General features: G+C 36.8%; 25 protein-coding genes, 2 tRNA genes, 1 other RNA gene and 1 other annotated feature. Of the genes, 20 read left to right on the top strand and 8 right to left on the bottom strand.

Features of this window, described 5'->3' with window-relative positions:
- Positions 1 to 21: 21 nt before the first annotated feature.
- Complete coding sequence (locus AC6UDB_RS05755; RefSeq protein WP_500706784.1) at positions 22 to 1,362, top strand: dihydrolipoyl dehydrogenase family protein; 1,341 nt, start codon at positions 22 to 24, stop codon at positions 1,360 to 1,362.
- Positions 1,363 to 1,405: 43 nt separating this feature from the next.
- Here AC6UDB_RS05755 and AC6UDB_RS05760 read toward each other — a convergent pair whose 3' ends face one another.
- Positions 1,406 to 2,287, bottom strand: coding sequence for a 3-hydroxyacyl-CoA dehydrogenase (locus tag AC6UDB_RS05760; RefSeq protein ID WP_500709414.1), 882 nt, complete (start codon positions 2,285 to 2,287; stop codon positions 1,406 to 1,408).
- A 157-nt stretch (positions 2,288 to 2,444) separates the two neighbouring features.
- Here AC6UDB_RS05760 and AC6UDB_RS05765 point away from each other — a divergent pair, with 157 nt between their 5' ends.
- From AC6UDB_RS05765 to AC6UDB_RS05800, 8 genes are all read left to right on the top strand, one after another.
- Positions 2,445 to 2,972, top strand: a complete 528-nt coding sequence (locus tag AC6UDB_RS05765) for a GNAT family N-acetyltransferase (RefSeq protein ID WP_500709470.1) — start codon at positions 2,445 to 2,447, stop codon at positions 2,970 to 2,972.
- A 38-nt stretch (positions 2,973 to 3,010) separates the two neighbouring features.
- Complete coding sequence (locus tag AC6UDB_RS05770; protein WP_500709415.1) at positions 3,011 to 3,763, top strand: sulfite exporter TauE/SafE family protein; 753 nt, start codon at positions 3,011 to 3,013, stop codon at positions 3,761 to 3,763.
- Positions 3,764 to 3,788: 25 nt separating this feature from the next.
- A complete protein-coding gene (locus AC6UDB_RS05775; protein ID WP_500696847.1) occupies positions 3,789 to 4,535 on the top strand; it encodes a sulfite exporter TauE/SafE family protein in 747 nt (248 codons plus the stop codon).
- Positions 4,536 to 4,558: 23 nt separating this feature from the next.
- Positions 4,559 to 5,308 carry a sulfite exporter TauE/SafE family protein gene (locus AC6UDB_RS05780; protein WP_500709416.1) on the top strand — a complete coding sequence of 250 codons (750 nt, stop codon included), beginning with the start codon at positions 4,559 to 4,561 and terminating at the stop codon, positions 5,306 to 5,308.
- 46 nt (positions 5,309 to 5,354) lie between these two features.
- Positions 5,355 to 5,564 (top strand) — a binding site (T-box leader).
- Between the two features lie 43 nt (positions 5,565 to 5,607).
- The gene (asnS, locus tag AC6UDB_RS05785) at positions 5,608 to 7,005 is read left to right on the top strand and encodes an asparagine--tRNA ligase (RefSeq protein ID WP_500709417.1); all 1,398 of its coding nucleotides are present in this window, start codon (positions 5,608 to 5,610) and stop codon (positions 7,003 to 7,005) included.
- Positions 7,006 to 7,125: 120 nt separating this feature from the next.
- The gene (locus tag AC6UDB_RS05790) at positions 7,126 to 8,526 is read left to right on the top strand and encodes a DHA2 family efflux MFS transporter permease subunit (RefSeq protein ID WP_500709418.1); all 1,401 of its coding nucleotides are present in this window, start codon (positions 7,126 to 7,128) and stop codon (positions 8,524 to 8,526) included.
- Between the two features lie 207 nt (positions 8,527 to 8,733).
- Positions 8,734 to 9,237, top strand: a complete 504-nt coding sequence (locus tag AC6UDB_RS05795) for a C40 family peptidase (protein WP_500709419.1) — start codon at positions 8,734 to 8,736, stop codon at positions 9,235 to 9,237.
- Between the two features lie 77 nt (positions 9,238 to 9,314).
- Positions 9,315 to 9,899 (top strand): YdeI/OmpD-associated family protein, encoded by a 585-nt coding sequence (locus AC6UDB_RS05800; RefSeq protein ID WP_500709420.1) that lies wholly within the window; start codon positions 9,315 to 9,317, stop codon positions 9,897 to 9,899.
- 4 nt (positions 9,900 to 9,903) lie between these two features.
- Here AC6UDB_RS05800 and AC6UDB_RS05805 read toward each other — a convergent pair whose 3' ends face one another.
- Entirely contained in the window at positions 9,904 to 10,254 is a 351-nt protein-coding gene (locus tag AC6UDB_RS05805) for an isochorismatase family protein (protein WP_500694331.1), read from the bottom strand.
- 262 nt (positions 10,255 to 10,516) lie between these two features.
- On the opposite strand from AC6UDB_RS05805, the gene AC6UDB_RS05810 reads away from it, so the two are divergent.
- A complete protein-coding gene (locus AC6UDB_RS05810) occupies positions 10,517 to 11,176 on the top strand; it encodes a hypothetical protein (RefSeq protein ID WP_500694332.1) in 660 nt (219 codons plus the stop codon).
- A gap of 55 nt (positions 11,177 to 11,231) precedes the next feature.
- Here AC6UDB_RS05810 and ssrA read toward each other — a convergent pair.
- Together ssrA and AC6UDB_RS05820 are read right to left on the bottom strand one after the other, a co-directional pair.
- Positions 11,232 to 11,598: a transfer-messenger RNA gene (ssrA, locus tag AC6UDB_RS05815) on the bottom strand.
- A gap of 49 nt (positions 11,599 to 11,647) precedes the next feature.
- Entirely contained in the window at positions 11,648 to 12,424 is a 777-nt protein-coding gene (locus AC6UDB_RS05820; protein WP_500709421.1) for a Cof-type HAD-IIB family hydrolase, read from the bottom strand.
- Between the two features lie 117 nt (positions 12,425 to 12,541).
- Here AC6UDB_RS05820 and AC6UDB_RS05825 point away from each other — a divergent pair, with 117 nt between their 5' ends.
- Together AC6UDB_RS05825 and AC6UDB_RS05830 are read left to right on the top strand one after the other, a co-directional pair.
- Positions 12,542 to 13,711 carry a class I SAM-dependent rRNA methyltransferase gene (locus AC6UDB_RS05825; protein ID WP_500709422.1) on the top strand — a complete coding sequence of 390 codons (1,170 nt, stop codon included), beginning with the start codon at positions 12,542 to 12,544 and terminating at the stop codon, positions 13,709 to 13,711.
- A gap of 97 nt (positions 13,712 to 13,808) precedes the next feature.
- Positions 13,809 to 15,173, top strand: a complete 1,365-nt coding sequence (locus tag AC6UDB_RS05830; protein ID WP_500694335.1) for a glucose-6-phosphate isomerase — start codon at positions 13,809 to 13,811, stop codon at positions 15,171 to 15,173.
- 72 nt (positions 15,174 to 15,245) lie between these two features.
- On the opposite strand, the gene AC6UDB_RS05835 is transcribed toward AC6UDB_RS05830, so the two are convergent.
- Both AC6UDB_RS05835 and AC6UDB_RS05840 read right to left on the bottom strand, forming a co-directional pair.
- Complete coding sequence (locus AC6UDB_RS05835; protein WP_500709423.1) at positions 15,246 to 15,560, bottom strand: hypothetical protein; 315 nt, start codon at positions 15,558 to 15,560, stop codon at positions 15,246 to 15,248.
- A gap of 114 nt (positions 15,561 to 15,674) precedes the next feature.
- Complete coding sequence (locus tag AC6UDB_RS05840) at positions 15,675 to 17,735, bottom strand: NlpC/P60 family protein (RefSeq protein ID WP_500709424.1); 2,061 nt, start codon at positions 17,733 to 17,735, stop codon at positions 15,675 to 15,677.
- 318 nt (positions 17,736 to 18,053) lie between these two features.
- On the opposite strand from AC6UDB_RS05840, the gene AC6UDB_RS05845 reads away from it, so the two are divergent.
- The 4 genes from AC6UDB_RS05845 (at position 18,054) to AC6UDB_RS05860 (ending at position 19,771) form a co-directional block, all read left to right on the top strand.
- Positions 18,054 to 18,263, top strand: a complete 210-nt coding sequence (locus AC6UDB_RS05845; protein WP_500701350.1) for a MerR family transcriptional regulator — start codon at positions 18,054 to 18,056, stop codon at positions 18,261 to 18,263.
- 137 nt (positions 18,264 to 18,400) lie between these two features.
- Positions 18,401 to 18,580, top strand: coding sequence for a TipAS antibiotic-recognition domain-containing protein (locus tag AC6UDB_RS05850; protein ID WP_500709471.1), 180 nt, complete (start codon positions 18,401 to 18,403; stop codon positions 18,578 to 18,580).
- 96 nt (positions 18,581 to 18,676) lie between these two features.
- Positions 18,677 to 19,171 carry a DnaJ domain-containing protein gene (locus AC6UDB_RS05855; RefSeq protein WP_500696048.1) on the top strand — a complete coding sequence of 165 codons (495 nt, stop codon included), beginning with the start codon at positions 18,677 to 18,679 and terminating at the stop codon, positions 19,169 to 19,171.
- A gap of 132 nt (positions 19,172 to 19,303) precedes the next feature.
- Positions 19,304 to 19,771 carry a DUF2798 domain-containing protein gene (locus tag AC6UDB_RS05860; protein WP_500709425.1) on the top strand — a complete coding sequence of 156 codons (468 nt, stop codon included), beginning with the start codon at positions 19,304 to 19,306 and terminating at the stop codon, positions 19,769 to 19,771.
- Positions 19,772 to 19,833: 62 nt separating this feature from the next.
- On the opposite strand, the gene AC6UDB_RS05865 is transcribed toward AC6UDB_RS05860, so the two are convergent.
- Positions 19,834 to 19,906, bottom strand: a tRNA-Gln gene (locus AC6UDB_RS05865).
- A gap of 117 nt (positions 19,907 to 20,023) precedes the next feature.
- Here AC6UDB_RS05865 and AC6UDB_RS05870 point away from each other — a divergent pair.
- The 4 genes from AC6UDB_RS05870 to AC6UDB_RS05885 all read left to right on the top strand — a co-directional run bounded on the left by AC6UDB_RS05870 (position 20,024) and on the right by AC6UDB_RS05885 (position 23,992).
- Positions 20,024 to 20,097: transfer RNA gene (locus AC6UDB_RS05870), tRNA-Glu, on the top strand.
- A 584-nt stretch (positions 20,098 to 20,681) separates the two neighbouring features.
- Positions 20,682 to 22,019 carry an AAA family ATPase gene (locus AC6UDB_RS05875; protein ID WP_500709427.1) on the top strand — a complete coding sequence of 446 codons (1,338 nt, stop codon included), beginning with the start codon at positions 20,682 to 20,684 and terminating at the stop codon, positions 22,017 to 22,019.
- Complete coding sequence (locus AC6UDB_RS05880; protein WP_500709428.1) at positions 22,012 to 22,626, top strand: RloB family protein; 615 nt, start codon at positions 22,012 to 22,014, stop codon at positions 22,624 to 22,626. The genes AC6UDB_RS05875 and AC6UDB_RS05880 overlap by 8 nt, the downstream gene beginning before the upstream one ends.
- A 361-nt stretch (positions 22,627 to 22,987) precedes the next feature.
- Entirely contained in the window at positions 22,988 to 23,992 is a 1,005-nt protein-coding gene (locus AC6UDB_RS05885; RefSeq protein ID WP_500709429.1) for a serine hydrolase domain-containing protein, read from the top strand.
- Positions 23,993 to 24,036: 44 nt separating this feature from the next.
- On the opposite strand, the gene AC6UDB_RS05890 is transcribed toward AC6UDB_RS05885, so the two are convergent.
- The gene (locus AC6UDB_RS05890; protein ID WP_500709430.1) at positions 24,037 to 26,427 is read right to left on the bottom strand and encodes a Xaa-Pro dipeptidyl-peptidase; all 2,391 of its coding nucleotides are present in this window, start codon (positions 26,425 to 26,427) and stop codon (positions 24,037 to 24,039) included.
- Positions 26,428 to 26,482 lie beyond the last annotated feature (55 nt).

Genomic DNA, 26,482 nt, shown 5'->3' on the forward strand with positions numbered 1-26,482 from the left:
CTAAAGGGTGAGGTGTTAAGTATGAGTGAAAACAATTATCAATTTGATGTATTGTATTTAGGAAGTGGACATGGTGCTTTTAACGGTGCTATTCCATTGGCCCTAAAGGGTAAAAAAGCTGGCATTATTGAAGTTGGCAAGATTGGTGGAACTTGTCCTAACCGTGGATGTAACGCTAAGATTGCTTTAGACTTCCCAGTTAAGATGAAAAAAGACGTTGATAACTTCCAAGGACACGGCTTAGATGGAACTACTAAGATCAATTGGGCCGATAACGTTAAGCATGAAAAAGAAGTTATCAGTCAATTACCTGGTGGAATCGAACAAGGTCTAAAGAGTGTTGGCATCGATGTGATCCATGGGTATGGAAAGATCGTTGATGCGCACACCATTGACGTTGACGGTACCAAGTACACCGCTGATAAACTTGTTGTAGCAACTGGAGCTCATTATCACAAGATTGATATTCCCGGTGCTGACTTGGCATACGATGGAACTGATTTCTTGAACTTAGAAAAACAACCAGAACACATGACCGTTATCGGTGGTGGATACATTGCCATTGAATTTGCTACAATCGCAGCAAATGCTGGAACTAAGGTTACCATCCTATTGCACCATGACAAGGCTTTAAGAAAGTTTTATCAACCATTTGTTGAGTCATTACTTAAAGATCTTGAATCTCAAGGAGTTCAAATCATTCGAAACGTTGATCCTGAATCAATCGAAAAATCAGGTGATGGTTTTGTAGTCAAGACTAACAAAGACGACATTGACTCTGATTGGGTTCTTGACGCAACTGGCCGTGATCCGAACGTTGAAGGATTCGGTCTTAAAGAAGTTGGCGTTGATTACGATAAGAACGGAATCAAGGTTGATGATCATCTTCAAACTTCAGTTGACAGCATTTACGCTGCTGGCGATGTTCTTGATAAACAAGTTGGTAAGTTAACTCCAACTGCCATTTTTGAGTCAATGTACCTTACCAAGTTATTTACTGGTGCTACTACTGATCCAATTAAGTATCCAGCTGTTCCAAGTGCAGTTTTCTCATCACCACGAATTGCTGAGATCGGTGTTAGTGTTGACGAAGCTAAGGCCAACCCTGATAAGTATGATGTTAAAGAATCAGACCTTGCCACTGATTGGTTCAGATTTGCAATGCAGGAGAACAAAGGTAAGACCATTTCAATCACCGACAAACAAGGTTACCTAGTAGGTGCTACTGAAATCAGTTCTGAAGCTGATAACGTTATTAGTACTTTGGCACCATTTGTTGAGTATCACATCTCACCAGAAAAGATGAGCGAATTGATCCCATTGTTCCCAACACTTGGTTCTGAGACTTTGAATCATCTATAAAATAAAAAGTTCGCCATTTGGCGAACTTTTTTTGTACCTAATTCTATTTAAGAAATTCCGGTTTTCTGAAATCAGGATCTGGATAAGTGTAAAAGCCCTTACTGGATTCAAGACCAATGTTACCTTGGTCAATCATATCCTTGAATTTTTCGGAAGCTTTTTTAACTTCTGGGTTAGTTGACATCTTAGTGATATCATACATGGTTTTCATCCCAATAATGTCCATAATAGCGAAAGGACCAAGTGGTGCACCAGTTCCAATCATCCATGCCTTATCGATCGTTTCAGGATCAGAAACGCCATTGTTCCAGAGGACTAAAGCATCTGATAGAAATGGTACTAACAGTGAGTTCAATAGGTAACCCGGTTGTTCCTTGTTAACTAGGATTGGAACCATTCCAATTTCGCGTGAAAACTGTTCCATCTCTTTTGGAAGATCCTTATTAGTTTTAGATTGTGACATGATTTCAGCGGTATTGTTTTTCCAAATTGAGTTAGCGAAGTGGTAACCCAAATACTTGTCAGGACGACCAGTAGCATCAGCAAACTGTGATGGTAGTAAAGTCGAAGTGTTAGTAACGATAACAGTATCTGGATCAGCTAAATCGTTGAACTTTTTGTAAAAGTCATTTTTAACATCTGGATCCTCAGAAAGAGCCTCGATAACTAAGTCAGCACCCTTAAGAGCGGCCTTTAAATCAGTGGTGTAATGGAGATGTTCCTCTGCGTTCTTGACCTGTTCATCGGTAGCTCCAATGTCTTTTTTTACTGCTTTTTCCCAACGAGCTACTCGCGCCTTAGCACGATCGAGTGAGCCGTCTGAACGGCCCCAAATAGTAGTGTTTTTTCCGTGAAAAGCCGACATGAAAGCAATTTGTGAGCCTAAGGTGCCTCCACCGACAATGACAACGTTATTGAATGTCATGGTGATTTCCTCCTATATATTTACTTATTATCCACTTCTATTTTATGCTAGTGAAAGCGCTTAAGCAACCTTCTTTATCTGTTATAAATGACAATGGTTGCAAGCCAGAGTAAATTAGTTAAAATATTAACTAAATTGTTAATGGAGGTTCAAAATGATGAGTGAGATTAGAAGGGTAACGATTGATGATATTAGTGCTTTACGAGCCATTAGTCGGGAAACGTTTGCCGAGACGTTTGGAACCGAAAATAAACCTGAAAATTTAAATCAATACTTGGATAATGCCTACGATCCGGAAAAATTAAAGAATGAAATTTCTGATCCTAATTCTCAATTTTATTTTGCCTACGTTGATGGAAAATTAGCTGGTTATCTAAAGTTAAACGTTGATGATGCTCAATCTGAAGAAATGGGTCCGCATCTCTTAGAAGTGGAACGAATTTATTTGAAAAAAGAATTTAAACGTCACGGTCTAGGAACCGAATTGATTGATTTGGCTGTTGATGAGGCGCAGAAAAAAGGGAAAGGAAAGGTTTGGCTTGGCGTGTGGGAACATAATAATGCTGGACTGAAGTTCTATCAAAAAATGGGATTTAAGCAAGTTGGGGATCATGTTTTTCAATTGGGCAAGAGTGCTCAGCGTGATTTGATAATGGAAAAACCAATTAGTGGTAACATTAAGTAAGTAGTTAATAATCTTAATTGGGAAAGTTGGTTCTTTCGTTGTTATTTAATGGTATTTTTCTTTTAATTGCTAGCATCATTGCCGGAACGTTGAGTAGTGTCGTTGGCATGGCAAGTGTGATTCTTTATCCGGCACTTTTGTTTGTTGGATTACCACCAATTATGGCAAACGTCACGATCACGGTGGGAATTATTTTTAGCGGAACAAGTGCGGTCTTGTCATCAAGACGAGAGCTCAAAGGACAGGGTTCGGTCACTCTCCACGTTATGCTATTTGCGGTCATTGGTGCGGTTATTGGATCAATTATCCTGTTACATAGTTCCAATAAGAGCTTTCAAGATGTTGCTCCCTTTGTCATCCTACTGTCCGGAGTTTTAATGTTAATTCCAAAACGACAGTCAACGTTTGCTTCTGAAAGCATTTCAAAAACAGCGAGTGCAATTGCTGCGATTGCCATTGTGATTGTTGGGATTTACGTTGGCTACTTCGGTGCAGGCGGCGGAGTGCTAATGGCTGCCATCCTGATTCGAATTATCGATGCACCATACGCTATTTGTAATGCGGTCCGAAACGTGACGACTTTAACCATGAACGCAGTATCGGCTGTCATCTTTATTTTTACGACACCAATTAGTTGGAGTGCTTTAGTGGTGCTTGCCATTGGGCTGTTTATTGGTGGGTACATTGGTCCCATTATTGTCAGAGTGATTCCATCAGCTGTAATGAAATACACGGTTGCGATCGGTGCGATTATCCTGGCTGCTTTCTTAGCATATCAGGCATATTTTTAAAAAAGATGAATGTAGGGAAAATATTATGTGGAATTTAATTTTTTTAGTAGTGGCAGGAGTTGTTAGCGGGGTGCTTGAAAGTACGGTTGGACTGGCCAGTTTGGTTGCTTATCCAGCGATGCTTCTGGCGGGATTTGCACCGATCGTTGCAAACGTCACCAACACGGTTGGCTTTGCCTTTAGTGATTCAAGTGCCATTTTAGCGTCCCAAAAAGAACTTAAGGGACAAAGCAAAGTCATCTTTAAGGTTACCATCTGTGCTGGAATTGGGACCATTATTGGTTCTTTAATTTTACTTAACAGTTCGAATAAAAGTTTTGAAAACGTTGCCCCAATCATCATTATGATTTCGGGAGTTTTGATGTTGCTGCCAAAGAGTCAAAAACAATTATCTGAGACGCATATGACCGTGTGGGGAAAGATAATTACCGCCATTGCACTTCTTTTTGTTGGGATGTATTTAGGTTACTTTGGTGCTGGCGGAGGAGTCATGTTGATTGCGATTTTACTTCGAGCCGTTAATCAACCCTATGCTGTTTGTAATGCAATCCGAAATTTTGTTTCGTTAATTTTGAACTGGATTTCGGCCATCATATTTATGTTTACAATGCCAATCAATTGGGTGGCTTTGATTGCCATCACAGTTGGGTTACTAGTAGGTGGATATATTGGGCCGTCAGTCGTACGTCATATTCCATCCAATGTTATGAAGTATGGGGTTGGGATCGGTGCCATTGTATTAGCGATTTGTTTGGGAATTAAGACTTATTAATAAAACAAGGAGAAAGTGGAAGTTTGATTTTAAAGTATTTCTTATTGATTTTTGCTGGGATTTTAAGCGGAATTATGGGAACCGCTGTGGGACTTGCTAGCGTTATTTCATATCCAGCAATGTTGGCTTCCGGACTATCACCAATCGTTTCCAGTGTGACTAACATCGTTGGTTTTGCGTTTAGTAACATGAGCGCAGTGGCTTCATCTCAAAGAGAATTAAAGGGTCAAGGTAAGACCATTTTAAAAGTGGTTATTTTTGCTGGAATTGGGTCTGCACTCGGTTCCCTGATTCTTCTTCGTAGTTCCAACAAAAGTTTTGCAGATATTGCACCAGTTGTCATCATGTTGTCTGGGATTTTGATCATGCTACCGAAGAGTCAAAAGCAATTAACGAAAACCCATTTGGGCTTATGGGGTAAGACCATTACCGCCATCGCACTGATGTTGGTTGGAGTGTACTTAGGTTATTTTGGTGCTGGTGGTGGAATTCTGATCATGGCAATTTTAATGCGAGCTTTAAATGAGTCGTATGCCGTGGATAATGCCATTCGAAATGTGATGTCACTAGTGATGAATTGGATCTCGGCTTTGATCTTTATTTTTACAATTCAGATCAACTGGCCGGTTCTGATCACGCTAACGATTGGATTGATGATTGGCGGATACATTGGACCAGCCATCGTGCGTCTCATCCCATCCAATATCATGAAGTATGGGGTTGGAATCTTAGCGGTTTTATTGGCCATTTATTTAGGAATTAAAACTTATTAATGCTGTTGCAACCAGCCTGTGATTATGGTACTTTTAAATCAAATAAGATATGACAATAAAGAGGACGAGTACCATTAGTTTCTTTTATAGCGAGTCGAAGCGGGTGAGAGTTCGATAAAGAGTTAGTGGGAAAAACACCTTGAGTTTTAAAGCTTGAACGAAGTAGGGCTTAACGGTCGCAATCCGTTATCATTGTGTGAGTTGGTTTATGTTACATAAACAATATGGGTGGTACCGCGATGACCTCGTCCCTTTTTGAGATGAGGTCTTTTTTATTGTCTAAAAGGGAGTTGTTAAGTATGAAAGAGCAAAACGTTTTAGCAAAAGATTTGTACACTAAGAAACACGATTTTGGTAGTGAATCAGTAGTTCTAGAAGGATGGATTCGAACCATTCGTAATTCTAAAAAAATTGCCTTTATCGAAATCAACGACGGTTCATACATTAAGAATGTTCAGGTAATTGTCAAGAGTGATCTAGATAACTTTGATGACATCATCAAACTGCCGATTAGTTCAACTCTGAAAGTAATTGGAAAACTTGTGGACACCCCAGACGCCCCACAGCCATTTGAAATTCATGCGGAGCAAGTTAAGATTGAGGGTGTTTCTGATCTAGATTACCCACTGCAAAAGAAGAAGCAATCACTTGAGTACCTTCGTTCTATTGCACATTTACGTCCTCGAACCAATACTTTTTACGCTGTTTTCAAGATTCGTTCGATGGCAGCCTTTGCGATTCATGAATACATGCAAAAACACGGCTTTGTCTATGTAAACACTCCGATTGTTACTAGTAGTGACACGGAGGGTGCTGGTGAGATGTTTCAGATCACTAGCTTAGATCAAAATGACCTTCCAAAGGATAAAAATGGTAAAGTCGATTATTCAAAGGATTTCTTTGGTCAAGAGACGAACTTAACCGTTAGTGGACAATTACCAGTCGAGGCCTTTGCTCTGGCATTTAGAAACGTATACACTTTTGGCCCAACTTTTAGAGCTGAAAATTCGCATACTAAACGCCACGCTGCCGAATTTTGGATGATTGAACCGGAAATGGCATTTGCTGATTTAGATGACATTATCGAAACGTCTGAGGACATGCTAAAGTATGTCATTAATTATCTACTTGAAAATGCTGCAGAGGACCTTCAATTCTTAAATGATAACGTCGACGACAACTTACTTAAGTTGCTTCAAACTACTGTGAACGAGAAGTTTGCGCGGATCACGTATACGGAAGCAATTGATTTGCTTGAAAAAGCTGACGTTGAGTTTAAATATCCGGTTAAGTGGGGGATTGATTTAAAGGCTGAACACGAACGTTATCTATCCGAAAAAGTGTTTGGCAAACCCGTGTTTGTCACTGATTATCCACGGAATATCAAAGCCTTTTATATGCGTGATAACGACGATGGTAAGACCGTTGCTGCTTCAGACCTTCTGGTTCCAAGAATTGGTGAACTAGTTGGAGGAAGCCAACGAGAAGAGCGTGAGCAAGAATTGGCTGACAAAATGGATGAATTTCATTTATCAAAGGATGAGTACGAGTGGTACCTCGAATTACGTAAATACGGTGGCACTAAGCACTCTGGCTTTGGAATTGGCTTCGAACGATTACTGATGTATGTCACTGGGATGGATAATATTCGTGATGTTATCCCTTATCCAAGAACCCAAGGTAGTATTAAATTTTAGACTAAAATGAGCCCATGAGAAATCATGAGCTTTTTGTTATCTTTTGTAACAATTCAAATGAAAAAATGATAGTCTATAAATAGCTATTAAATTAGTACAAATCGAAAAGGAGCGCTTTATATGGCAAAAAGTAATGGACTTAGTAGATTAGAAAGATTTTGGTTTATTACCATCATGTTAATCGGTACTTTCACCATGTCGATTAGTCAGTCATCACTATCGACGGCTTATCCCACATTGATGAAGTACTTTGATATTTCAGCATCAACCGTTCAATGGTTAACGACTGGTTTTATGATCATCATGTGTATCATGATGCCGATCAGTCCTTGGTTGTTGAACAACATGAGTTTTAAGAAACTCTTTATGGGAGTTTTACTGATGTTTGATCTAGGGACGTTAATCATTTTAATCAGCAATAGTTTTATGTGGGTGCTGATGGGGAGAGCCTTAGAGGCAATTGCCGTTGGAATTTTGTTTCCATCGTATCAAACGGTATTACTAAATATCACACCGGAAGATGATCGAGGAACGATCATGGGAGTTGCTGGACTAGTCATGGGTTCAGCTCTGGCGTGTGGACCAATCATTTCCGGAATCGTTTTGAAGTTTACCACTTGGCGTGGTTTGTTTGATGTCTTCATTGTGATTATCACTGCTGTATTCCTGATTTCATTCTTTGTGATGAAAGACGTTATGCCACGAATTAAATCAAAGTTAGATTGGCTTTCAATCCTCTATTCATTTGGTTTGATTGGAATCTTGTACGTAATTAGTGAAATTGCTAAACCAAACAATAACTATGGAATGCTTTTACTCATCCTGATTATTAGTATCGTTTTGATTGCGTTGTTTGTTTTCCGTCAGTTTAGAATCAGCAATCCACTATTGAACTTAAACGTGTTAAAGACGTTTAACTATGATTTGGCGGTACTATTAACCGGATTCTCATACATTTCATTGATTGTAGTTACGATCATTTTCCCACTGTACTATCAACAGGTACTGGGAGTATCACCATTCATTTCCGGGATGGCACTAGTTCCTGGAGCTGTTTTCTTAAGTATCTTGAACCCGATCACGGGTACGATTGTTGATAAAATTGGATTTAAGCCAGTTATGTTAACAGGAATGTTGATGATTGTGCTGGGCTGGGCCATTTTAGCCTTTTTCCCAATTTATAATATTTGGGGCATGATGATTCTGGCAATGTTAATTGAGGGTGGAAATGCCTTTGTCATGATGCCTGCGGTTACGCTTGGGGCCGATTCACTGCCGGAAGATTTGATTTCTTATGGAACGGCTTTAATTACGACGGTCAGACAGGTACTTGGGTCAACCGGAGTTGCGGTTGCTACGATTGTATTAGTGAGAGCAACTGGATTCTTCAAACTCAGCATGCCGGCAATGCCAGCTCAGGTTAATGGATTCCACATGGTTTACTGGGTCTTCTTGGTAATTGCGGTTATCGGACTACTGTTTGCGGTTATGATTAGAACGCCAAAAAAAGATCAAAAATAAATTAAAAACGTATTTTAGGTGGAAATCAAATGATTTCCATCTTTTTTTGGTTAATTATAAATTAATTTCACAAAGTATTGCTTTAATTACTGAAATTAATGGATTTGCAATCGTGATGTAATCATTTGGTATTAATCCTAACCTATCATAGAAAGTGTAGGATGATTGTAAAATAATACACAATAAATTAATAAAGGAGCTGGTAAGATGTTCAAAGGATTAATCAGAGGTGTAACAGTAGCGATTGCGTCGTTAGGTTTATTTGGTGTCGTAAACATCGCCACTAACCAAAATCAAGTATCCGCAAGTAAAGCCCATTTTTCAAACGTTAAGCGGGTTGCGACTAGTGAGCTTGGTAAATCATATTCGTACGGTGCAGTCGGACCTAACAGTTTTGATTGCTCTGGATTTACTCAGTATGTCATGAAAAATGGTGCTAACCGCAATCTTGTAAGAACCGCACAAAATCAATACGATACCTATAAGCATGTCAGAAAGAGTAAAATTAAAAAAGGTGACTTGGTATTTTTTGGCTCAAGTAAAAGTGACATTTACCACGTTGGAATTGCCTTAAACAAACATCAAATGATCGATGCACAAAATCGTGGAGTGGTGATTGAACCAATTCATGCTCCGTGGTGGCATTTAGTAGGTGTTTCGCGTCCCGTTTCATTTGCTAAGAAAACAGTTCAAAGTCCCGTTAGGTTTTAATGAGCCTGACGGCTTTTTTTGACTTCTCCAACTTTGCTGATTACTATGTAGGCAAATGTTGAAGGAGTGCATTTCAAGTGTTAAGAAAAGACGAGCCATTTTTACCGATTACATCTAGAAAGGAACTTCGGGACTGGTTTACCGAAAACTGCAAGAGAGAAGATTGTCTGTGGATTCCGGTCAGTATGAGTAAAACGACTGAAGAAAAGATGTTTTATTTGGATATCGTCGAAGAAGCCCTGTGTTTTGGCTGGGTTGATGGTCTGCACAAAAGTTCGGATGAAACGGGACTAGCACAACGATTGACTCCTCGAAAGGAAAACAGTAACTGGACCGAGCTCAACAAGGAGCGGGCTCGAAGACTAATTAAACTAGGTTTAATGACTGAAGAAGGCAAACGAGTGTTACCAGATTTGTCGCCTAAATCGTTTAAGATTATTCAGCCCGTTAAACGAGCTTTAAAACGTGATCCGAAAGTATGGGATAACTTTAACCAGTTTCCCGATTTGTATCAACGAGTTCGCGTTGATGGCGTTCAATCACGCTTGAAATTTAGTAAACCCCAATCATATAAACATCGGTTACGTAAGCTAGTAAAGAAGACGAGAGTCAATGAGATGTATGGTGGTTGGTGTGATGATGGAAGATTGTTGCATTATTAATTTCTTAATTATTAATAATAAATGAATCTTTCCATACTTTTGAATATTGCTGATTAATTTGTTTTGCTGTAAGAATATTGTTATCAAAGGTAGAAAATGAATTATCCGGAACAGTTATCTTAAATCCCAAATGAAATCCTACTTTGATGGTAGTATCAACACAATACTCAGTTTGTGCACCACATGTTTCAATGGTATCCACTGATTGACTGTTTAAAAATGATTCTAAACCAGTTTCATAAAATGAATCAGGAACATACTTATTAAAGTATCTGTCCTGAGGTAGGTTATTAATATTGTGATTAAGCTGCCATTCTTCACTGTTAATGTGCATTGATTCACTGATATGTTGCATAAAAATGATTGGTTAATTATGTTTTCGGTAGTAGTTTATTCTTTTGTTTATATTGTTTATAATTGAGTCCATCTTATATATTTTTTTTAGACCTTCTTGCATATCAATTATTAATAGTGCTTTCATAATTTCATCTCTCAAACAAATAATTTACATCATTGTACAACGATTATTTGAAATAGGTATATTGTAGAATTCTTTTTGTTTGTGTAATATATAAATATGTAAGTAGATATTAAAACAAGATGATAAAGGAATTCAAATGCCTAAAAAATATTTAACCAGTGGGACACGTACCAGTCATACGTATCAGTTTTATAAGGAACGCAGAAATGATCCAAGTTGGCGGGAAGATTACTTAGAGGTTAAATCAAAACGAAGACGTAATTTTCTGATGAAATTAGTTTCAGGGGTTGTGATTGTATTGATTGGGTTCTTTCTGTTTAACCATTATGCTGGTGCTTTAATAAGTAGAATACAAAATGAGTTTAGACGGAATCCTTCATCAATAATTTCAAATCGAACTTCCAATCAACATAATTCAGCACAAATAACTCCTAATTCTTCTCAAGCAGAAACAGGAGCAACTCCAGCAAATAGTAACAATAATCAGGCTGAAAATGATGTTAAGCAAACAAGCACTTTGACAGAACCAATTGCTAAACAAATATTAGAGAAAGAAACACCTTATTTCCAAAATACGACTACTAATAAAATTAGTTATTGGAATTATGGTGGTAAACTATCTGGAGATCAGACGGGATATTGGTTTATAACTCAAAACGCTACTAGTGATATTGGATTAGAGGGGACCGTTAAAGATAATGGGGACGGAACTGCTCACATATCAGAAAACGTTGTTTCAAAAGCAACCGGTCCACATTCTTCAAATTTAGAAAAAGATGTGACAATTCCACGTTAAGCTTATAAAACACAAAAAAGCGAACCAATCAATTTAATGACTGGTTCGCTTTTAATTATGGAGGCGGCGGGATTTGAACCCGCGTCCGAGCATATTGCCTCCTGAACGTCTACATTCGTAGGCTAATCATTTGAAGTTCACTGTACAATCCGCAATTAGTCAATGCTAGCATGCACAGCTAATCTGATTAATCTCTTCATACTACTTCAGATAGGAGCAGTAAGCGTATCCTATTAAAGGTAGGACCTAGGACTGATCCATAGGAAAAATCAGCTAGATCTACGTCAAGCGCTTATTAGGCAGCTACGGCGTAAGAATTGTTATTATTTTTTGCAGTTATAATTAAACTGAGCGATTTGACGCATCGTCGTACGGAATGCAATTCAGGCTCAAACTATACCCGTCGAATCCATAACGCCCCCGACAGACACATTATTACTATACCATGATATCTGCCTAATTTACAGTAATTTAGATCAGGTTAAAATGCTTCAGTCCGTTGACAATTCCATGGTCGGTATTTTTGGTGGTAATGAATTCACCATGTGGTTTGACATTTGGAAGTCCATTACCCATTACGACCGGATGATCAACGTAGTCTAACATTGGGATGTCGTTATTACCGTCTCCAAACGCGTATGTTGGGATTCCAGTTAGTCCAGCAGTGTTGTTTATTAATTGCTTGATTCCAGTAGCCTTAGAAACGTCATGAACGACCACATCAATTGAATAGGGCGAATTACGGTAAAAGGTTAGGACATCTCCAAAGTTTTCTACGTAGTCAGTATCCAGATCAGTATTGGTAACCACCATCATGTTAATGGGATTTTCGTGCCAATACTTTTTTGTGACAATGGTCGGAAGTGGAGCGTGGACGTGTTCAAAGGCTTTAACTGCCAATTCATCGTGATTGGTAATGGCACCACGTTTTTGGTTCAGTAAAACTAATGTATTATCGTGTTTTTCAACAAAGTTGTACAAACGATCAATGATTTTGGGGTTGATTGTATTAGAAAAGACTTCTTGGTTTCTTAACATTCCAAAATCACCGTTTGCGGCTACCACGGAATCAATCTTGGTTTTCTCTAACGTATCTCTGATTTCAAAAAGATTCCTTCCGGTTGAGATTACAGGAAGGCCACCATGTTTTCTGATTTCATCCATTGCGTTTGCAACTTCATCGTTCACCTTTGAATGTTCATCAAACAAGGTCCTATCTAAGTCAAAAAATACTAAATATTTATACATAATCGAATCTCCTTTGCTTATTATTTTAACATATGACCTACTTTGCAATCCTACTAATTAATCGTGATTACATGTACAATGAGATAGGAAGCGATTTTTAGAGGAGAATAAAATAATATGAAAAAAGTTGAAATAACCGGTAAAGCCGTCAAAAAGTTTGAGGGCGGTTATCCACAAATTAGTGAAAAAGATTTAGTTAACGAAGCGGATTTTAGCAACGGCGAAGTCGTGGCTTTAATTAAGGGAGATCATTTCGTTGCCAGTGCTTACTTTGGCAAACAAGCCGGCGGATTTGGTTGGATTTTGGATCGCAAGGAAAATCAATCTATCGACGATCGTTTCTTTGGTCATTTGTTTAGTCAGGCCTTCAGTAAAAGGATCTTACTTCAAGATGAAGGCATTGATATTCATCGCCTGTTTAACGGACAGGGAGACGGTTTGGCCGGAATTACGATTGACAGCTACGATGGTCAAGACGTGATTACCTGGGAAAATGCTGGAATTTACCAATTGCGAAATCAGTTGATTCCAATCATTGTTAATCAATTGGGGAGTTACCAGAATTTATACGAGTATCAGCAGTTTGAACATGGTTCTGAAGTCAAGTCAGTTGAAAACGCTAGTCCCGATCCAGTAGGCTCGGCCAATGTCTTGGAGGGTGAAGTAACGTATCCAATTAGTTTACAGAACGCCAAAACGACAGGATTAGACATCATTTATCGCGATGTAAGACAGGACGTTTTTGATCAATCACAAGATAAAGTTGGTCTAAATTTATTTTATGAGGGAACCGGAGTTGCTAGTGCCATGATTGGTGGTGGTAGCGTTAAGACCGTTAATGTTGACGATAGTAATCGTGCTAAATCTCAATTGATTAATGAAATTGATGCTAATGGATACGTGATCGGTGCCCAAGAGGTCAGAAAAATGAGTGTCTTTGGGTATTTAGACTATGCGCAAAAGCATGATTTGAAGTTCAACATAATCACCGTTAACGTGCCTGTCTTTGTTAGAGATAAAAAGAATCGGTTTGAGATTAAGCGTGACTTACAAGATCTCGTTAGTGCGGTAAGTCAAGTTGCTAGTAAGGATGCGTCTGTCTTCTTTACCACAGATACCAATAAAATGAATTCGAAAAAGTTTCGGTCTGAAATCTCGGATGCATTTGCCGCAAACGGTGTTAACGTTAATTTTGGAAAAACCTACTCTAACCCAAATGATTTTCCGATTGACCCTGATTATGAACGTGAGGGATCATTTAAGGGGATCAATGTGCGGATTAAATAAGAACTAATATAATAAAATTAACAGAGCAAAAACATCATTATGTAATTAATTTTTGTTGTATAATGTAAGCGATATTATAGAAAGTGGGGATAGTGTAATGGCTTATTTGAAATTTGATGATTCTAAGTTAAGCAAGTTTGTACATCCGGATGAGTTGCCTGAGATTCAAGCGATGGTGACTGCAGCGGATAAAGAGTTAAGGGATGGCACTGGTGCTGGAAATGATTTCCGGGATTGGTTAGATCTTCCAGAAAATTATGACAAAGATGAGTTCGCAAGAATTCAAAAAGCGGCTGACAAAATCAAGTCTGATTCAAAGGTTTTAGTTGTAATTGGAATTGGTGGTTCATATTTAGGTGCCAAGATGGCCGTTGATTTTCTAAATGGTACGTTTTACAACTCTGAACCTGACGACAAGCGTCGTGGTGTAAAGGTTGTCTTTGCGGGTAATTCACTTAGTGCTCCATACATTCATGATTTGTTGAACTACATTGGTGACGATGACTTTTCAATTAACATCATTTCTAAGTCTGGAACAACCACTGAGCCAGCAATTGCTTTCCGAATTTTCAAGGAAAAGTTAGTTAAAAAGTATGGTGAAGATGAAGCTAACAAACGAATCTATGCTACTACTGATGCTCATCGTGGTGCTTTGAAACAAGAAGCCGACGCTAACGGCTACGAAACCTTCGTAATTCCAGATGGTGTTGGTGGACGATACTCAGTTCTTACCCCAGTTGGTTTATTACCAATTGCTGCAACTGGTGCTGACATTAGTCAATTAATGAAGGGTGCACTTGATTCTTCTAAGGAATACACCAATCCAGATGTTAATAAAAACGATGCCTATCGTTACGCTGCGTTGAGAAATATCCTTTACAGAAAGGGTTACACCACTGAATTACTCGAAAACTACGAACCAAACATGAGAATGTTCTCAGAATGGTGGAAGCAGTTAATGGGTGAGTCAGAAGGAAAAGACCAAAAGGGAATTTATCCATCATCAGCTAACTTTACAACTGATCTTCATTCATTAGGTCAATACATTCAAGAGGGGTTACGTGATCTGATTGAAACGGTTGTTAAATTAGATAAGCCTGATGACGATATTGCGATTCCAAAGGAAGAGTCAAACCTTGATGGTCTTAAATACCTTCAAGATGACACGGTTAACGAAGTTAATACCAAAGCCTATGAAGGGGTTGTTTTAGCTCATACCGATGGTGGGGTTCCAGTTATGACCGTTCATATTCCTGATCAATCAGAATATTCACTCGGTTACTTGATTTACTTCTTTGAAGTTGCGGTTGCTATTTCTGGTTACTTAAATGGTATTAATCCATTCAACCAACCAGGAGTTGAAGCTTACAAGAACAATATGTACGCACTATTAGGTAAACCTGGCTACGAAGAATTAACCAAGAAACTGGATGCAGAATTAAAAAAGGAAAACAATAACTAAATAGACAAAAAGAACGGATTCAGTTGAATCCGTTCTTTTTATATGGTTAATGATTTGATTGTAATAAGAGGGTTATTCCCATTTTCCTTCAAGAGTACGTAGCTTCTTAATTAAGCGTTGTTGTGCTCTTTCAAGATCATTCATTTGATCATCAACGTGACGGTTTTTGTCCATCCCACGTTTATCATCTCGAGCGGGCTTAGCAACCTTAGTATCACGTAAGTTATTGGTCTGATTTTCATTTTCAATTAACTCTTTCACAACGTCCATTCGTTCGTTGTAATTAGATAATAAATCAGCACTGAATTTATCTGAGTTTTCTTTTTGAAACTTTTCTTGATCCTTGATTAATTTTTTGAGTTCTTTTTCTTTTGAGTGTGCGTCCATATTGTCATACCTCCAATATAAAAAGAATAGCACTAATGCTGTTTCAATAGCAATCTAATTTTATAAATAAAAATGGTCTTCCGATAATCGGAAGACCATTTATTAGTTTAGATATTATTTGTCAGTATCTTTACGTCTGAAGCCAAGTACTGCAGCAAGAGCAACCATGATAGAACCAATGGCACTCATAAGTAGTGTACTTGCTTGACCAGTTTGTGGCAAGATGTGACCATTCTTTTGGTCATTGTTTTTAACTGCAGAAGCTTGACCGTTATCCTTAGTAGCAATGTGTGAAGTTGTCTTATCATCATTGTTTACCTTAGCAGCAGTTTCTTTGTTTGAAGCATTCTTGTCAGAAACTTCTTTGTTTGAAACAACCTTAGCGGAAGTCTTCTTGTTAAGAGCTGCCTTTTGGTCAGTTGACTTCTTTGAAGCGTTCAAATCAACTGTGTTCTTCTTAGCAGTAGTGTCATTTGACAAGTTACTTACTTGTTCTTTAGGTGCTGCTGGAGTTTGTTGAACATTTTGTTGAACGTTAGGAGTCGTCTTTGAAGTTTTAACAGTTTCGTTAGTGTTGGCACTAGTATTTGATGATGCCTTTGTTGGTTGAACATTCAAGTTAACCGTCTTAGTGTTATTTTGTGATACAACACTAGTAGTTTGTTGTTTGCCATTTGAAGCAGTTGGAGTTGGTGTAACACTAGCTGATTTATTAACAGTGTTCAATTGAGTAGTAGGGACACTAGCTCTCAAGTTGTAAGTGTATGCTCTGTTATTAGCAGGTCTTGCAGCTGGAGTGCTTACGTTTTGTTGAACGTAATTAACTCTTGGAGTATATGAATTGTTGTTAGTGTTTTGGCTTGGTGTGTAAGTACTTGCGCTTCCACCGTTAAATCCGTTAACACGTCCGAATAATACGGTACCAGGGAAGTAGCTTAGTGAATCGTTGTAAATAACACCACGGTTTTGAGCATCAAGCATTAAACCGTTACCTAAGTAAATTCCAACGTGGTAAAGATCTCCACCGTTAGAGAAGAATACTAAGTCACCTTTTTGAGCCTGGCTACGTGAAATGTGTTGTGTAGCAGGGTATTGACTGTAAGTAGTTCTTGGAAGACTGTATCCAGCCTTGCCAAATACGTATTGAACGAATCCAGAGCAATCAAATCCAGCTGGTGTACTGCCACCCCAAACGTATGGAGTTCCAACATATTGTCTACCAATGTTAACTACTTGATCGGCATTAGTGTTTTGAGCTCTAAAGCTGACATTTTGAACTCTAAAGTTAGTTGCGGCTGCACGAGCGGCACTTAATTGAACGTTTGAGTAAGAATGAGCTGCTGGAGTAACATTGTTGTTTTGAGTGTTAGTCTTAACAGTTTCGGTCTTAGCTGATTGTGCGGGAGTAGTAGTTTTAGCATCAGCTTGTTTTGCATCATTGTTTGAAACTGGTGCTTGCTTAGCAGGTGATTGTTGAGTAGTTTCAGATTTAGTAGCTGGGGTTACATTATTTTCAGCTTTTTCAGTATTTACTGATTGTGCTTGTGTAGTAGCTTCGGCTTTAACTGAATCATTGTTAGTAGTCTTTTGGTCAGCGTTGTTGTTTTGCTTGTTATCTGCTTTAGCAGAAACAGCGTTGTCTAAATTATTAACGTTAACATCAGTTTTAGCTGATTGTGCAGGAGTAACAGCTTCTGCAACCTTGTTTTCAATCTTGTTTGGTGTAACAGTTGATGTTTGGTTATCGTTTTTAACGGCATCATTGTTAGCATCATTTTGATTGTTTTGGTTGTTTTCAGCTACTTGATTATTATCAGTAGTTGCTGATTGATCGTTAGTAGTTGTAGCTTTTGTTGCATCATTAGTGGTGTTGTTTACATCATTGTTTGAAGCAACATTAGTTTGAGTAGTGGCATCTTTAGTTGCATTAGCATCGTTTGTTTGATTATCAACGTTAGTGTTAACTTTGGCTGCGCTCTTAGATGAGTCATTTTTAATAGTGCCGTTATCTTTCTTGGCACTTTGAGTAGCTTGTGCGTTATTTCCTAAGGCGTCAGCGTTAACAACGCTGCTGGTAGTTAGAAGGCCACCGGCAACCATCGTAGTTGCAAGGGCAGCAAACATCCATCTCTTACCAGCTTTGTACATTTTATAGTGTAATTTATCATTATTCATATATTTAATTTCCTCCTTTGGAATATATAAACAATAACATCAAAACTATGTGAAAAAAAGAGTTAAACTCAAGCGTAACTATAATGATATAGTGCGAAACATTCAGGAAATGGTTTGTTAAACTAGTAATGTTTCAGTAACATTGGTGTAATATAACTGTGCTACTTATAAAATGTGACTAAACGGCTTGACCACGACGTTACGTAACGGTTAACAATGATTTATAGAGAGGTATCATGCATGCTTAAAATAAAAGAATGAGCCGCTATGGCGGGCGTTATAGCTCGTTCCCTTCAATACTATGATTGAATATATTTATTGGTTCTCAGAAGAGATATTGATTCTGGTTATCGAAATTATAATTCTAACGATATTTTGAAATTACAGGTGATTTTATTTTACAAAAGTTTTGGTTTTGACTTAAAAGAAATTAAAAAAATTATGAGTGATCCAGCCTTTAGTTTTCACAATGCAGTACTGATTCAAGAAAGATTTTATCTGAACTGGGCCGGCACCTTACCCGATTAATCAAAAGCATTTAAACTTATTTGCCGTTGATTTTCAAAATATACAAGAAATGGAAAGTCGAATGATTGGTTTATTAAAACAATCATTAAGGAATAAAAATACTGATTATAAAAAATACTGATTATAATGGAAGAAAAATTTACAAATTACACAAAAAGTGTTTGCAATATACATGGCCAAATTATTCTATAGAAGCTCATCAAGGACTGTCTAAAATTTATTTAAATGATGGCCGGTTTCAAAAATATTACGATAATAAAGCGGGAACTGGTGCCACAGAAATTTTGGCTCAATCAATTCAAAAATATGCAAAGTAATGACCCTAACCCCAAAGACGTTTTATTAAACACTGATTAACCGAATTGTTCAATGTTTGGTAGAATTAGTGTAATACATTTAAGAGGGGGATTATGATGGCATATGGAAACTTAGACTATTATTATGCAATATTAGGATTACCCACAACAGCAGACAAACAAGAAGTTGACCGAGCTTATCGCAAATTGGCTAAGAAGTATCATCCTGATGTTAATCATTCTCCTGATGCTGCCTCCAAGTTCAAAGAAATTACCAGTGCGTATGAAATTATTAAAGAAAATAATTATAGTTCTGGATCATATGCAGGATCAAGTCAGTCTAGTTATGAATCACATTCTAATGAGTCTAACGCTAACAATGATTCTTATCAGCAAAACACTAATTATAATTATTCTAATTACCAGCAACAAAATCAAAATCATGAACCTCATCATTTCACTGAAGCTGACATTGGTAAGGTAATTTTCTGGATTGCAATCGCAATTTCGATTGCGACGGTAGTGATTGTCATTAAGGTCTTACCTCTTAGTATTACTTATGCGGTTTTGATTGTGTGTGGAATTTTGTATTACTTCTATCAGAAAAAGTGATTAATTATAAAGATCGAGCATTAAAATGCTTGGTCCTTATTTTTATTAATTAAGTTTTTATTGTAATAAAAACTTACATGAAAAAATTCTTTATGGTAGATTAATCATTGCTGAAAAATTAGGAGGTTAAGTATGCCAAAGGATTTTAAGGAAGAATTATTGTTTACTGGATTAATGGCAGGTATGATGGTGATCGTGATGGAAGCCTATAACATTGCACTCGGGAGTGGGGTTGATTCCACTTTTGTTAAAAGTGTGTTAGTGGGTTATCCATTTGCGTTAGTTATTGCGGCTGTTTGTGATTTACTTTTTGTGGGACCACTTGCAAAGGGGATCTTTTTCAAATTTATCTTTAATGAAAAGATGGAAGAGAAGCCACTTTTGATTTCTTTAGGAATTTCAATTTTGATGGTTTTAGGAATGGTAACTTGCATGTCAATTTTCGGAATTGTAGTTGAAGGCGGATTTTCTAGTCTTAATCTAGCAACGTTTGGGATGACATGGATTAGAAACTTGATTTTGGCGCTACCATTACAACTTCTGATCGTTGGACCAATTGCTAGAATGGTTTTGGGTAAAGTTCAAGAAATCAGGAATTAGAATCAATTCAATAAAAAAGAACCATTTCAATAGTTATTGAAATGATTCTTTTAGTATTATAGTTGAGTATACTGGGCTCGAACCAGTAAATTGCGGATTCAGAGTCCGCTGCCTTACCAATTTGGCGAATACTCAATATTTGAACAATTAATATACTACAATTCTTTATGGACAGTTGTCAACAGAAAATTTTGCATTACTTTGTTGACAGACCGGTTTAAATTGGGTAAACTATGTAATTGTTCAGTTTATTGCCCGTTGGTCAAACTGGTTTAAGACGTCGCCCTCTCAAGGCGGAGCTATGAGTTCAAGTCTCATACGGGTAATTGATATAAGCTTCTAAACACTGGTTTAGAGGCTTTTTATTTTGCATTGGTCTCCATTTGGTCTATTTAGTTGATTTTATCGAGTAATTTTGTGTTTTTTCTGCTTCATCGTTCTCCTTAGTTTTGAGGAGATGTGCGTAAACGTCTTGGGTAATTCCAATGTTTTTATGGCCAAGTCGTTTGGATACATATTGAATTGAAACATTTTGGCTTAAAAGGTAACTTGCATGTGTATGTCATAGTTCATGAAAAGATACTTGTTTAATGCCTAATTTTTTTGCATAGTATTTCATAGATTTATTAATACATGAATTAGAAATAAAATTATTCATGCGACCAAGGAAAACAAAATTGTTCTTATTTTCAAAATGATTTCTAAGCAAAAGTTCATATAATTATTAACTATCTTTTTTGCTCATTGCATTGATGATTTTAGTATGAGAATGATGTGTTTTTTATAATGAAATCTTTTATTAGTTAACGACGAAAAGTCGTTTTTAAATATGTAATATATGATATTATTATTCATATAATAACATTTAATAACATTTAAATGTTATTAAAGGAAATTGGGGGATGACACTATGCTAGTAGATTTTTCTGTCAAAAACTTTAGGTCATACATGGACTGTGCTGATTTGTCGATGGAAACGGGTGATCGACTCAGAAAAAGAAAAGAAGAAAATACCTTTAAAATTAATGATAAAATGAGTTTAATAAAAGATGCAGCAATATTTGGTGCAAATGGATCAGGTAAAAGTTCTATTTTGTTAGCAATGAACACAATGCGTTTTTTGGTTTTAAATCCAACCAAGGATATAACAACTCCATTAACTTACACACCATTCAAATTTAATAAAAATAGTAGAGAAAAAAACACCTATTTTGGTATTAAATTCATTAAAAATAGGAGATTATATGATTATAGTTTTTCGTATAATCAAAGTGAAATCGTAGATGAAAAATTACTTGTGTCTAAAGTAGGTAAAAAACATCTTTCGGATCCAAAATTAATTTTTGAAAAAAAAGATGGAAAAGTAGTTAGTTTAATTAAAGAATATAAAAGTGATTTTTTGGCTAATAAATTTAGAAAAAACTCACTGATTTTATTCGTTTTGCAGGATATTAATTCAGATTATGCAGTTGATGTTTTTAAGTGGTTTAGAAATGATTTAATAATTTTTGGACCCGAAATAAGAATTAATTTAGATATATTTGATAATGAGTATATTAGCGATAAAATAGTACAAAAAGAATTAAGAAATTTCTTTAGAGCTGCTGATATTAACATTGATAAAATTGGGTATCGTGAGTCTCAAATGGAAATTCCTGAAAAAATCAAAAATATTTTAGAAACATTGAATTCTAATATAACGAATAATAAAGTTAATTCTATAACTAATAAAGAAATTTATACAATTCATAAATGTTATGATTTAGACGGAAAATTTGTAGGTAAAAAAGAATTAAACTTTAGTGATGAATCAATAGGGACACAAAGAGTTATTATGATTGCTCTTGCTATTATCACTGCTCAATTAAATGATAATAACAAAACTATAATATTTGATGAGTTTGAGGAAGGATTGCATGAAAAACTAGCTCTTGCCTTGGTCAAGTTATTTAATTCAAAAAGAAATAAAAACCAATTTATATTTACTACACATATGTTAAAACTACTTGATGCTAATTTAAGAGTAGATCAAATTTATTTATCAGAAAAGAGTTATTTTGGGTCAAGTGAATTATATTCAGTTTTTGATTTTGCAGATTCAAATAAAAGATCTGATGTTTCATATTTAAAACGTTACGTAGAAGGTCAATTTGGGTCTGTTCCAATAATAGACATAGACAGTTTTGATGACTTATTACAAGACTTAAGTGATAAAAAAGATTCATTGGGGGATGCTCCTAATGAGTAGAAAGTCTAAAAACAAAAAAACCAGAAACAAAAAATACATTTATTGTGAAGGAATAACTGAAGTTCATTATTTTAAAATGCTTTGTAGAAGATTTAACGGTTCAAATATTAGTGTTATTCCGTGTGATGCTGATGGTAAAAGTGGTAAAGAAATAATTGATTATGCCATAGGAAAGTTGAATTCTTTTTCGAAAACTAAAAGAAAGGATATTTCAGAAGTATACGTATGTTTTGATAAAGATGACAAAACAGACGAAGAAGTTTGTGGAGATTTTAAGCTTGCAAAACTTCATAATATAAAGATTATATTTTCCAATAATTGTTTTGAATTATGGCTATTACTTCATTTTAAAGAATTTAATATTACTAATCATGATAATTGGATGAATCGTAAGTGGCTTTTTTGTCAAATGGGTAAATATTTAAATGTCAGTAACTATGAAAAGTCTAAAGCAGATGATTTTAATGACATTTATAGTGATGACTTTGTAAATGCATGTGAACGTTGGGAAGCTATGGAAAATCAAGTTAAAGATTCAACATATTCGGATCCATTTACAAATGTACCAACTAAAATAAAAGAGTTATTTGAAAGAAGTATTTTATGATGATTAGGAAAGAGCTCGTTTCTTTATGAATATAGTGAACCACTTTTTTGAATTTAATTGAATACATTAAATTTAATTACTTTGTACAACAAGAGTCTTAATTAGTTATAACCGAACTAATTTTAAGTGTGGAAAATTTTTTATAAATAAATGCAATCATATACTATTATCTAATGACTTTAGTATTATTTTAGTTTATTTACAAATCATTGTGGTTTTTGGGAGTTCATAATTAGTATAATAGTTATTATAAACTAAACGTCCTACTTAGATGCTTTTTAAGTAAATTTAATCTTAAAGTATTTCAAATCTTGATCTATGAAAAGACTAGTATAGTGGACTTCATGAGGAGAATACAAAAATGGATTTTTCAAGAACAAAAGCTAAGATTAAACAAATGATTGAAAATCAGAGTATTCCGGGAGCGGCTTTTTCGTTTATCACCGGGATGAACGTTGAAAGTGATGAAATGGGATTGAAGCAAGTGGAGCCAACGAAAGAAGTCGCTGGACCAAACGACATTTACGACATTGCTTCTTTGACCAAAGTAGTCGGGACCCTGCCAGTTATCATGCGATTACTTCAAGATGGACGGATTCACCTAGATGATTCTGTTTCTGACTATTTACCAGAATGGAAGTATCCGGAGGTTACAATTCGTCATTTGTTGACCCATACTTCTGGAATTGAAGGGTACATTCCCAATCGAAATCAGATGAATATCAATCAACTTCGTGAGGCACTCTTAGGCCTTCATGTAGGTGATGATTTTAACAAGCAAATGAAATACGAAGACGTTAACTATATTTTCTTAGGATGGATTGCTGGGTTGGTAATGGGGATTCCCATTCAACCACTGATCACACAAATGGTTCTAAAACCACTTGGTTTAAATGACACGACTTTTCATCCTGAAGCGCAACGTTCTGTCCCAACCACATACAATGAAGAAACCCATACTAATTTGCAGGGTAAAGTTCATGACCCGAAGGCGCAAATCTTGGGTGATGATTGTGGTTCAGCTGGGATGTTTAGTACCCTGAATGACTTGTCTCGTTTTGCCCAATGGATGCTTCAGGTTAATAGTCGTAGTAGTATCTTTAACAATGAGACGTTTAATGAATTGTATACCGATCAGACACCGATGGAAGATGGTACCCGGTCATTTGGCTGGGCATTAGATGATTACGAAGGTCATCCATATATTTGGCAGTCTGGTTATACAGGGGTGGTAATCGTACTCAATCGGGACCAAAAGAGTGGTTTTGTTTTTTTGGCTAACCGGGTGCACCCCCATTTAAGTGAGCATTTCATGGAAGATCGAAATGACTTAATTAACACCTATCTTTACGAATTATTTAATTAGATAAAAAACACGTTTGCTACTTTTGAAGGGCAAACGTGTTTTTCTTATTTATGAGGAATTTTAAGGTAACTGTTTTCTAGATCAATGGTGTAATCAATCTCTTGATTGCCACGCTGAGTCATCTGGAAGTCCGTTCCGTATAGTACTAGTCCAAGCTTTCTGCCAGCTGGAAGGTGATAGAAAGTTGGTTGTAAAGTCAAGTCAACATCATAAAATTGGTTTGGGACCAATTGATCATTTTGATAAGCGGAATGGCGATTCTGAAGGTTTATATGTCCAAACGAAATCATTTTATTTGGTGTTAAATGCTTATTTAAAGTAAATTCACGTAGATCATCTGTGTACCATTTCGGTCCTAGCAAAAGTCCCTTTGGTTCAAGAATGGTTGGGGTAACATTCAATCTTTTAGCATCCCCGTAATCAACCAATTGAGCTGACAGGATTCCGACGTTCTTAGACGTGGCAATACGCAGGTGAAGAGTACCAAATCCCGAAATGATTTGCTCTTCACTAAGAGGTAAGGTCTTAAAGATCAAACGGTGTCCTTTTAATGAACTGTTTGAATCAAGTAAGTCTTTTTCCCACCACGTTGGATGAGAACAGTATTCCTTAAATCGCGATGGATCCAACTGGTCTTGGTATTTAAGTTGGCCTTTGTTTGAAGTTTTGCTTAGTTTTTCATCATTTAAATAGTATTTTTTACTATGATTATCAAGCCAGTTATTCTTTTTGTTCCACGTTTCCGGCTTGACGTTGTCTTGCACAATCATATTTGGGATTTGGTTCATTACGTTATTCTCAATCCCATATAACTCATGTGAAATCCACATGTTGACGATGTCGTTGAAATCAAACGAACGAAAGGCGTTGATGTAAATGTGTTGACCCTGGTGAAGGATAATCTTTTGATTAATTGGAAGAGACTTGATTCCCTGCCATAGTTTGGCTGCGTTGACTGGTTTAACGTTCCAATCGTTCAGGCCTTGCACGATTAAGACATCGGCTTTAATGTTTTTAACGTTGTTTCGGTAGTTTCTTTTGTCCCAAAATTCGTTGTAATTCCCGGTAGTACGGTCCATCTGTTTTTGCATAATTGATAAGTAGCGATCAAAGAAGGGCCGGATCTGGAAATTATCACCAGGATTGAGACTTCTACTGAATGTCTCGGCCGCTAAAACGTCAGCGTCTTCTCCCTGAAATCCACCCGGAGCCATTACCAGACCATTTTCACGATAATAGTCGTACCAAGAAGAGATGGCGGCTTCTGAAATAATGGTTTTAAGGCCGTTCACTCCAGTAGTTGCTGCAGCATTGGCAAGGGTTCCTAGGTATGATCGTCCGGTCATTGCTACGTTACCATTGGACCAGTCAGCTTTGATCTCGATGTTGTCCGTTCGGTTGGTGAATGCCCGTCGTTTATGATTAAGCCATTCAATTACTGCAACTGTTGAATCCGTTTGTTCGGGGGAACCGCACGTCTGAATTCCGTCAGAATCTTTGGTTCCAATACCAGCTGAATAAACCACTGCATATCCCCGCATTAAGAAGTAGTCATTTAAGGTATAACCCGGCTTTGCAACGTGTCCCTCAATGGCTTCATCGGAAAAACCCTTTGGTGTTCTAGTACTAAATTTTTGGGGTTGTTCTTCATACATAATGTCAGAATAAATGGTATCATCTGGTTCTTTTCGAATAATTGGTTTGTTTACATCATGAGTGATTTGGTCTCCAAACGCATCGTTTGTCCCTTGGTCGTACGGACTAGCCGTATAAAGAGTTCCTAGCTTGAAGCTAGTTTTGGGACGGGTGATCTCAGCTTTGATTAGATCAGCTTTTCCGTCCTTATCAGAATCAGTGTCGGTTTCAACGTAGACTGTCTCATAAATGAGGTCTTCTGGTTCAAAAATAGCCTGCGCTTTGCCATTAAAGAAGAGGGGCTTATCTTTTGGAAATCCCTTAAAGAATCCCTGGTTTGCTAAGTGATCAAGATAGGTTTGAACAGTCTTGTTATGGGTGGTTAGTAGAAGGTACCAAGCTTGAAGTAAGTCGTCTATGTCCCACTGACCAGGTTTATTAAAGTACTTCAAATGAATTTCTTTCATCGCTTTTAGTGGTTCATCAACCTGAAAGTCGACGTCTGCTTGAAATTCAAGCAGTTGGAGGGCCACTAGGTAGAAAACCTGTTGGTTAACTTCACCATTATTTTGCAAATAATCGCCAAGTCGTTTATCTGGAGTCGCTAGTCGATTATTCAATTGCTCCATTTGACCACTTTCATTATTTACGTTAATAAGCGTTTTACTGAGTAATTTCAAAAATGCTTCTGAAACGGTTTTAGAATTTTCGATTTCGGTTGGATTAAAGCCAACTTGGGCTAACTCCCGTTTAGCGGTGTTAAGGTCAACTAGTACTTGTGCGAACTGATTATTTTTCATGTCATCCACCACTCCTTCTTTTCAGTAATTATGCCATAACCAAAGAAGGGTGTTA

It is taken from the genome of Fructilactobacillus sp. X3R2C1, from assembly GCF_059901235.1.

Coding starts and splice junctions, on each gene's coding strand:
- AC6UDB_RS05755 (WP_500706784.1), top strand. CDS start 22: ATGAGTGAAAACAATTATCAATTTGATGTATTGTATTTAGGAAGTGGA.
- AC6UDB_RS05760 (WP_500709414.1), bottom strand. CDS start 2,287: ATGACATTCAATAACGTTGTCATTGTCGGTGGAGGCACCTTAGGCTCA.
- AC6UDB_RS05765 (WP_500709470.1), top strand. CDS start 2,445: ATGAGTGAGATTAGAAGGGTAACGATTGATGATATTAGTGCTTTACGA.
- AC6UDB_RS05775 (WP_500696847.1), top strand. CDS start 3,789: ATGTGGAATTTAATTTTTTTAGTAGTGGCAGGAGTTGTTAGCGGGGTG.
- asnS (WP_500709417.1), top strand. CDS start 5,608: ATGAAAGAGCAAAACGTTTTAGCAAAAGATTTGTACACTAAGAAACAC.
- AC6UDB_RS05790 (WP_500709418.1), top strand. CDS start 7,126: ATGGCAAAAAGTAATGGACTTAGTAGATTAGAAAGATTTTGGTTTATT.
- AC6UDB_RS05795 (WP_500709419.1), top strand. CDS start 8,734: ATGTTCAAAGGATTAATCAGAGGTGTAACAGTAGCGATTGCGTCGTTA.
- AC6UDB_RS05805 (WP_500694331.1), bottom strand. CDS start 10,254: ATGCAACATATCAGTGAATCAATGCACATTAACAGTGAAGAATGGCAG.
- AC6UDB_RS05810 (WP_500694332.1), top strand. CDS start 10,517: ATGCCTAAAAAATATTTAACCAGTGGGACACGTACCAGTCATACGTAT.
- AC6UDB_RS05820 (WP_500709421.1), bottom strand. CDS start 12,424: ATGTATAAATATTTAGTATTTTTTGACTTAGATAGGACCTTGTTTGAT.
- AC6UDB_RS05825 (WP_500709422.1), top strand. CDS start 12,542: ATGAAAAAAGTTGAAATAACCGGTAAAGCCGTCAAAAAGTTTGAGGGC.
- AC6UDB_RS05830 (WP_500694335.1), top strand. CDS start 13,809: ATGGCTTATTTGAAATTTGATGATTCTAAGTTAAGCAAGTTTGTACAT.
- AC6UDB_RS05835 (WP_500709423.1), bottom strand. CDS start 15,560: ATGGACGCACACTCAAAAGAAAAAGAACTCAAAAAATTAATCAAGGAT.
- AC6UDB_RS05840 (WP_500709424.1), bottom strand. CDS start 17,735: ATGAATAATGATAAATTACACTATAAAATGTACAAAGCTGGTAAGAGA.
- AC6UDB_RS05855 (WP_500696048.1), top strand. CDS start 18,677: ATGGCATATGGAAACTTAGACTATTATTATGCAATATTAGGATTACCC.
- AC6UDB_RS05860 (WP_500709425.1), top strand. CDS start 19,304: ATGCCAAAGGATTTTAAGGAAGAATTATTGTTTACTGGATTAATGGCA.
- AC6UDB_RS05875 (WP_500709427.1), top strand. CDS start 20,682: ATGCTAGTAGATTTTTCTGTCAAAAACTTTAGGTCATACATGGACTGT.
- AC6UDB_RS05880 (WP_500709428.1), top strand. CDS start 22,012: ATGAGTAGAAAGTCTAAAAACAAAAAAACCAGAAACAAAAAATACATT.
- AC6UDB_RS05885 (WP_500709429.1), top strand. CDS start 22,988: ATGGATTTTTCAAGAACAAAAGCTAAGATTAAACAAATGATTGAAAAT.
- AC6UDB_RS05890 (WP_500709430.1), bottom strand. CDS start 26,427: ATGAAAAATAATCAGTTCGCACAAGTACTAGTTGACCTTAACACCGCT.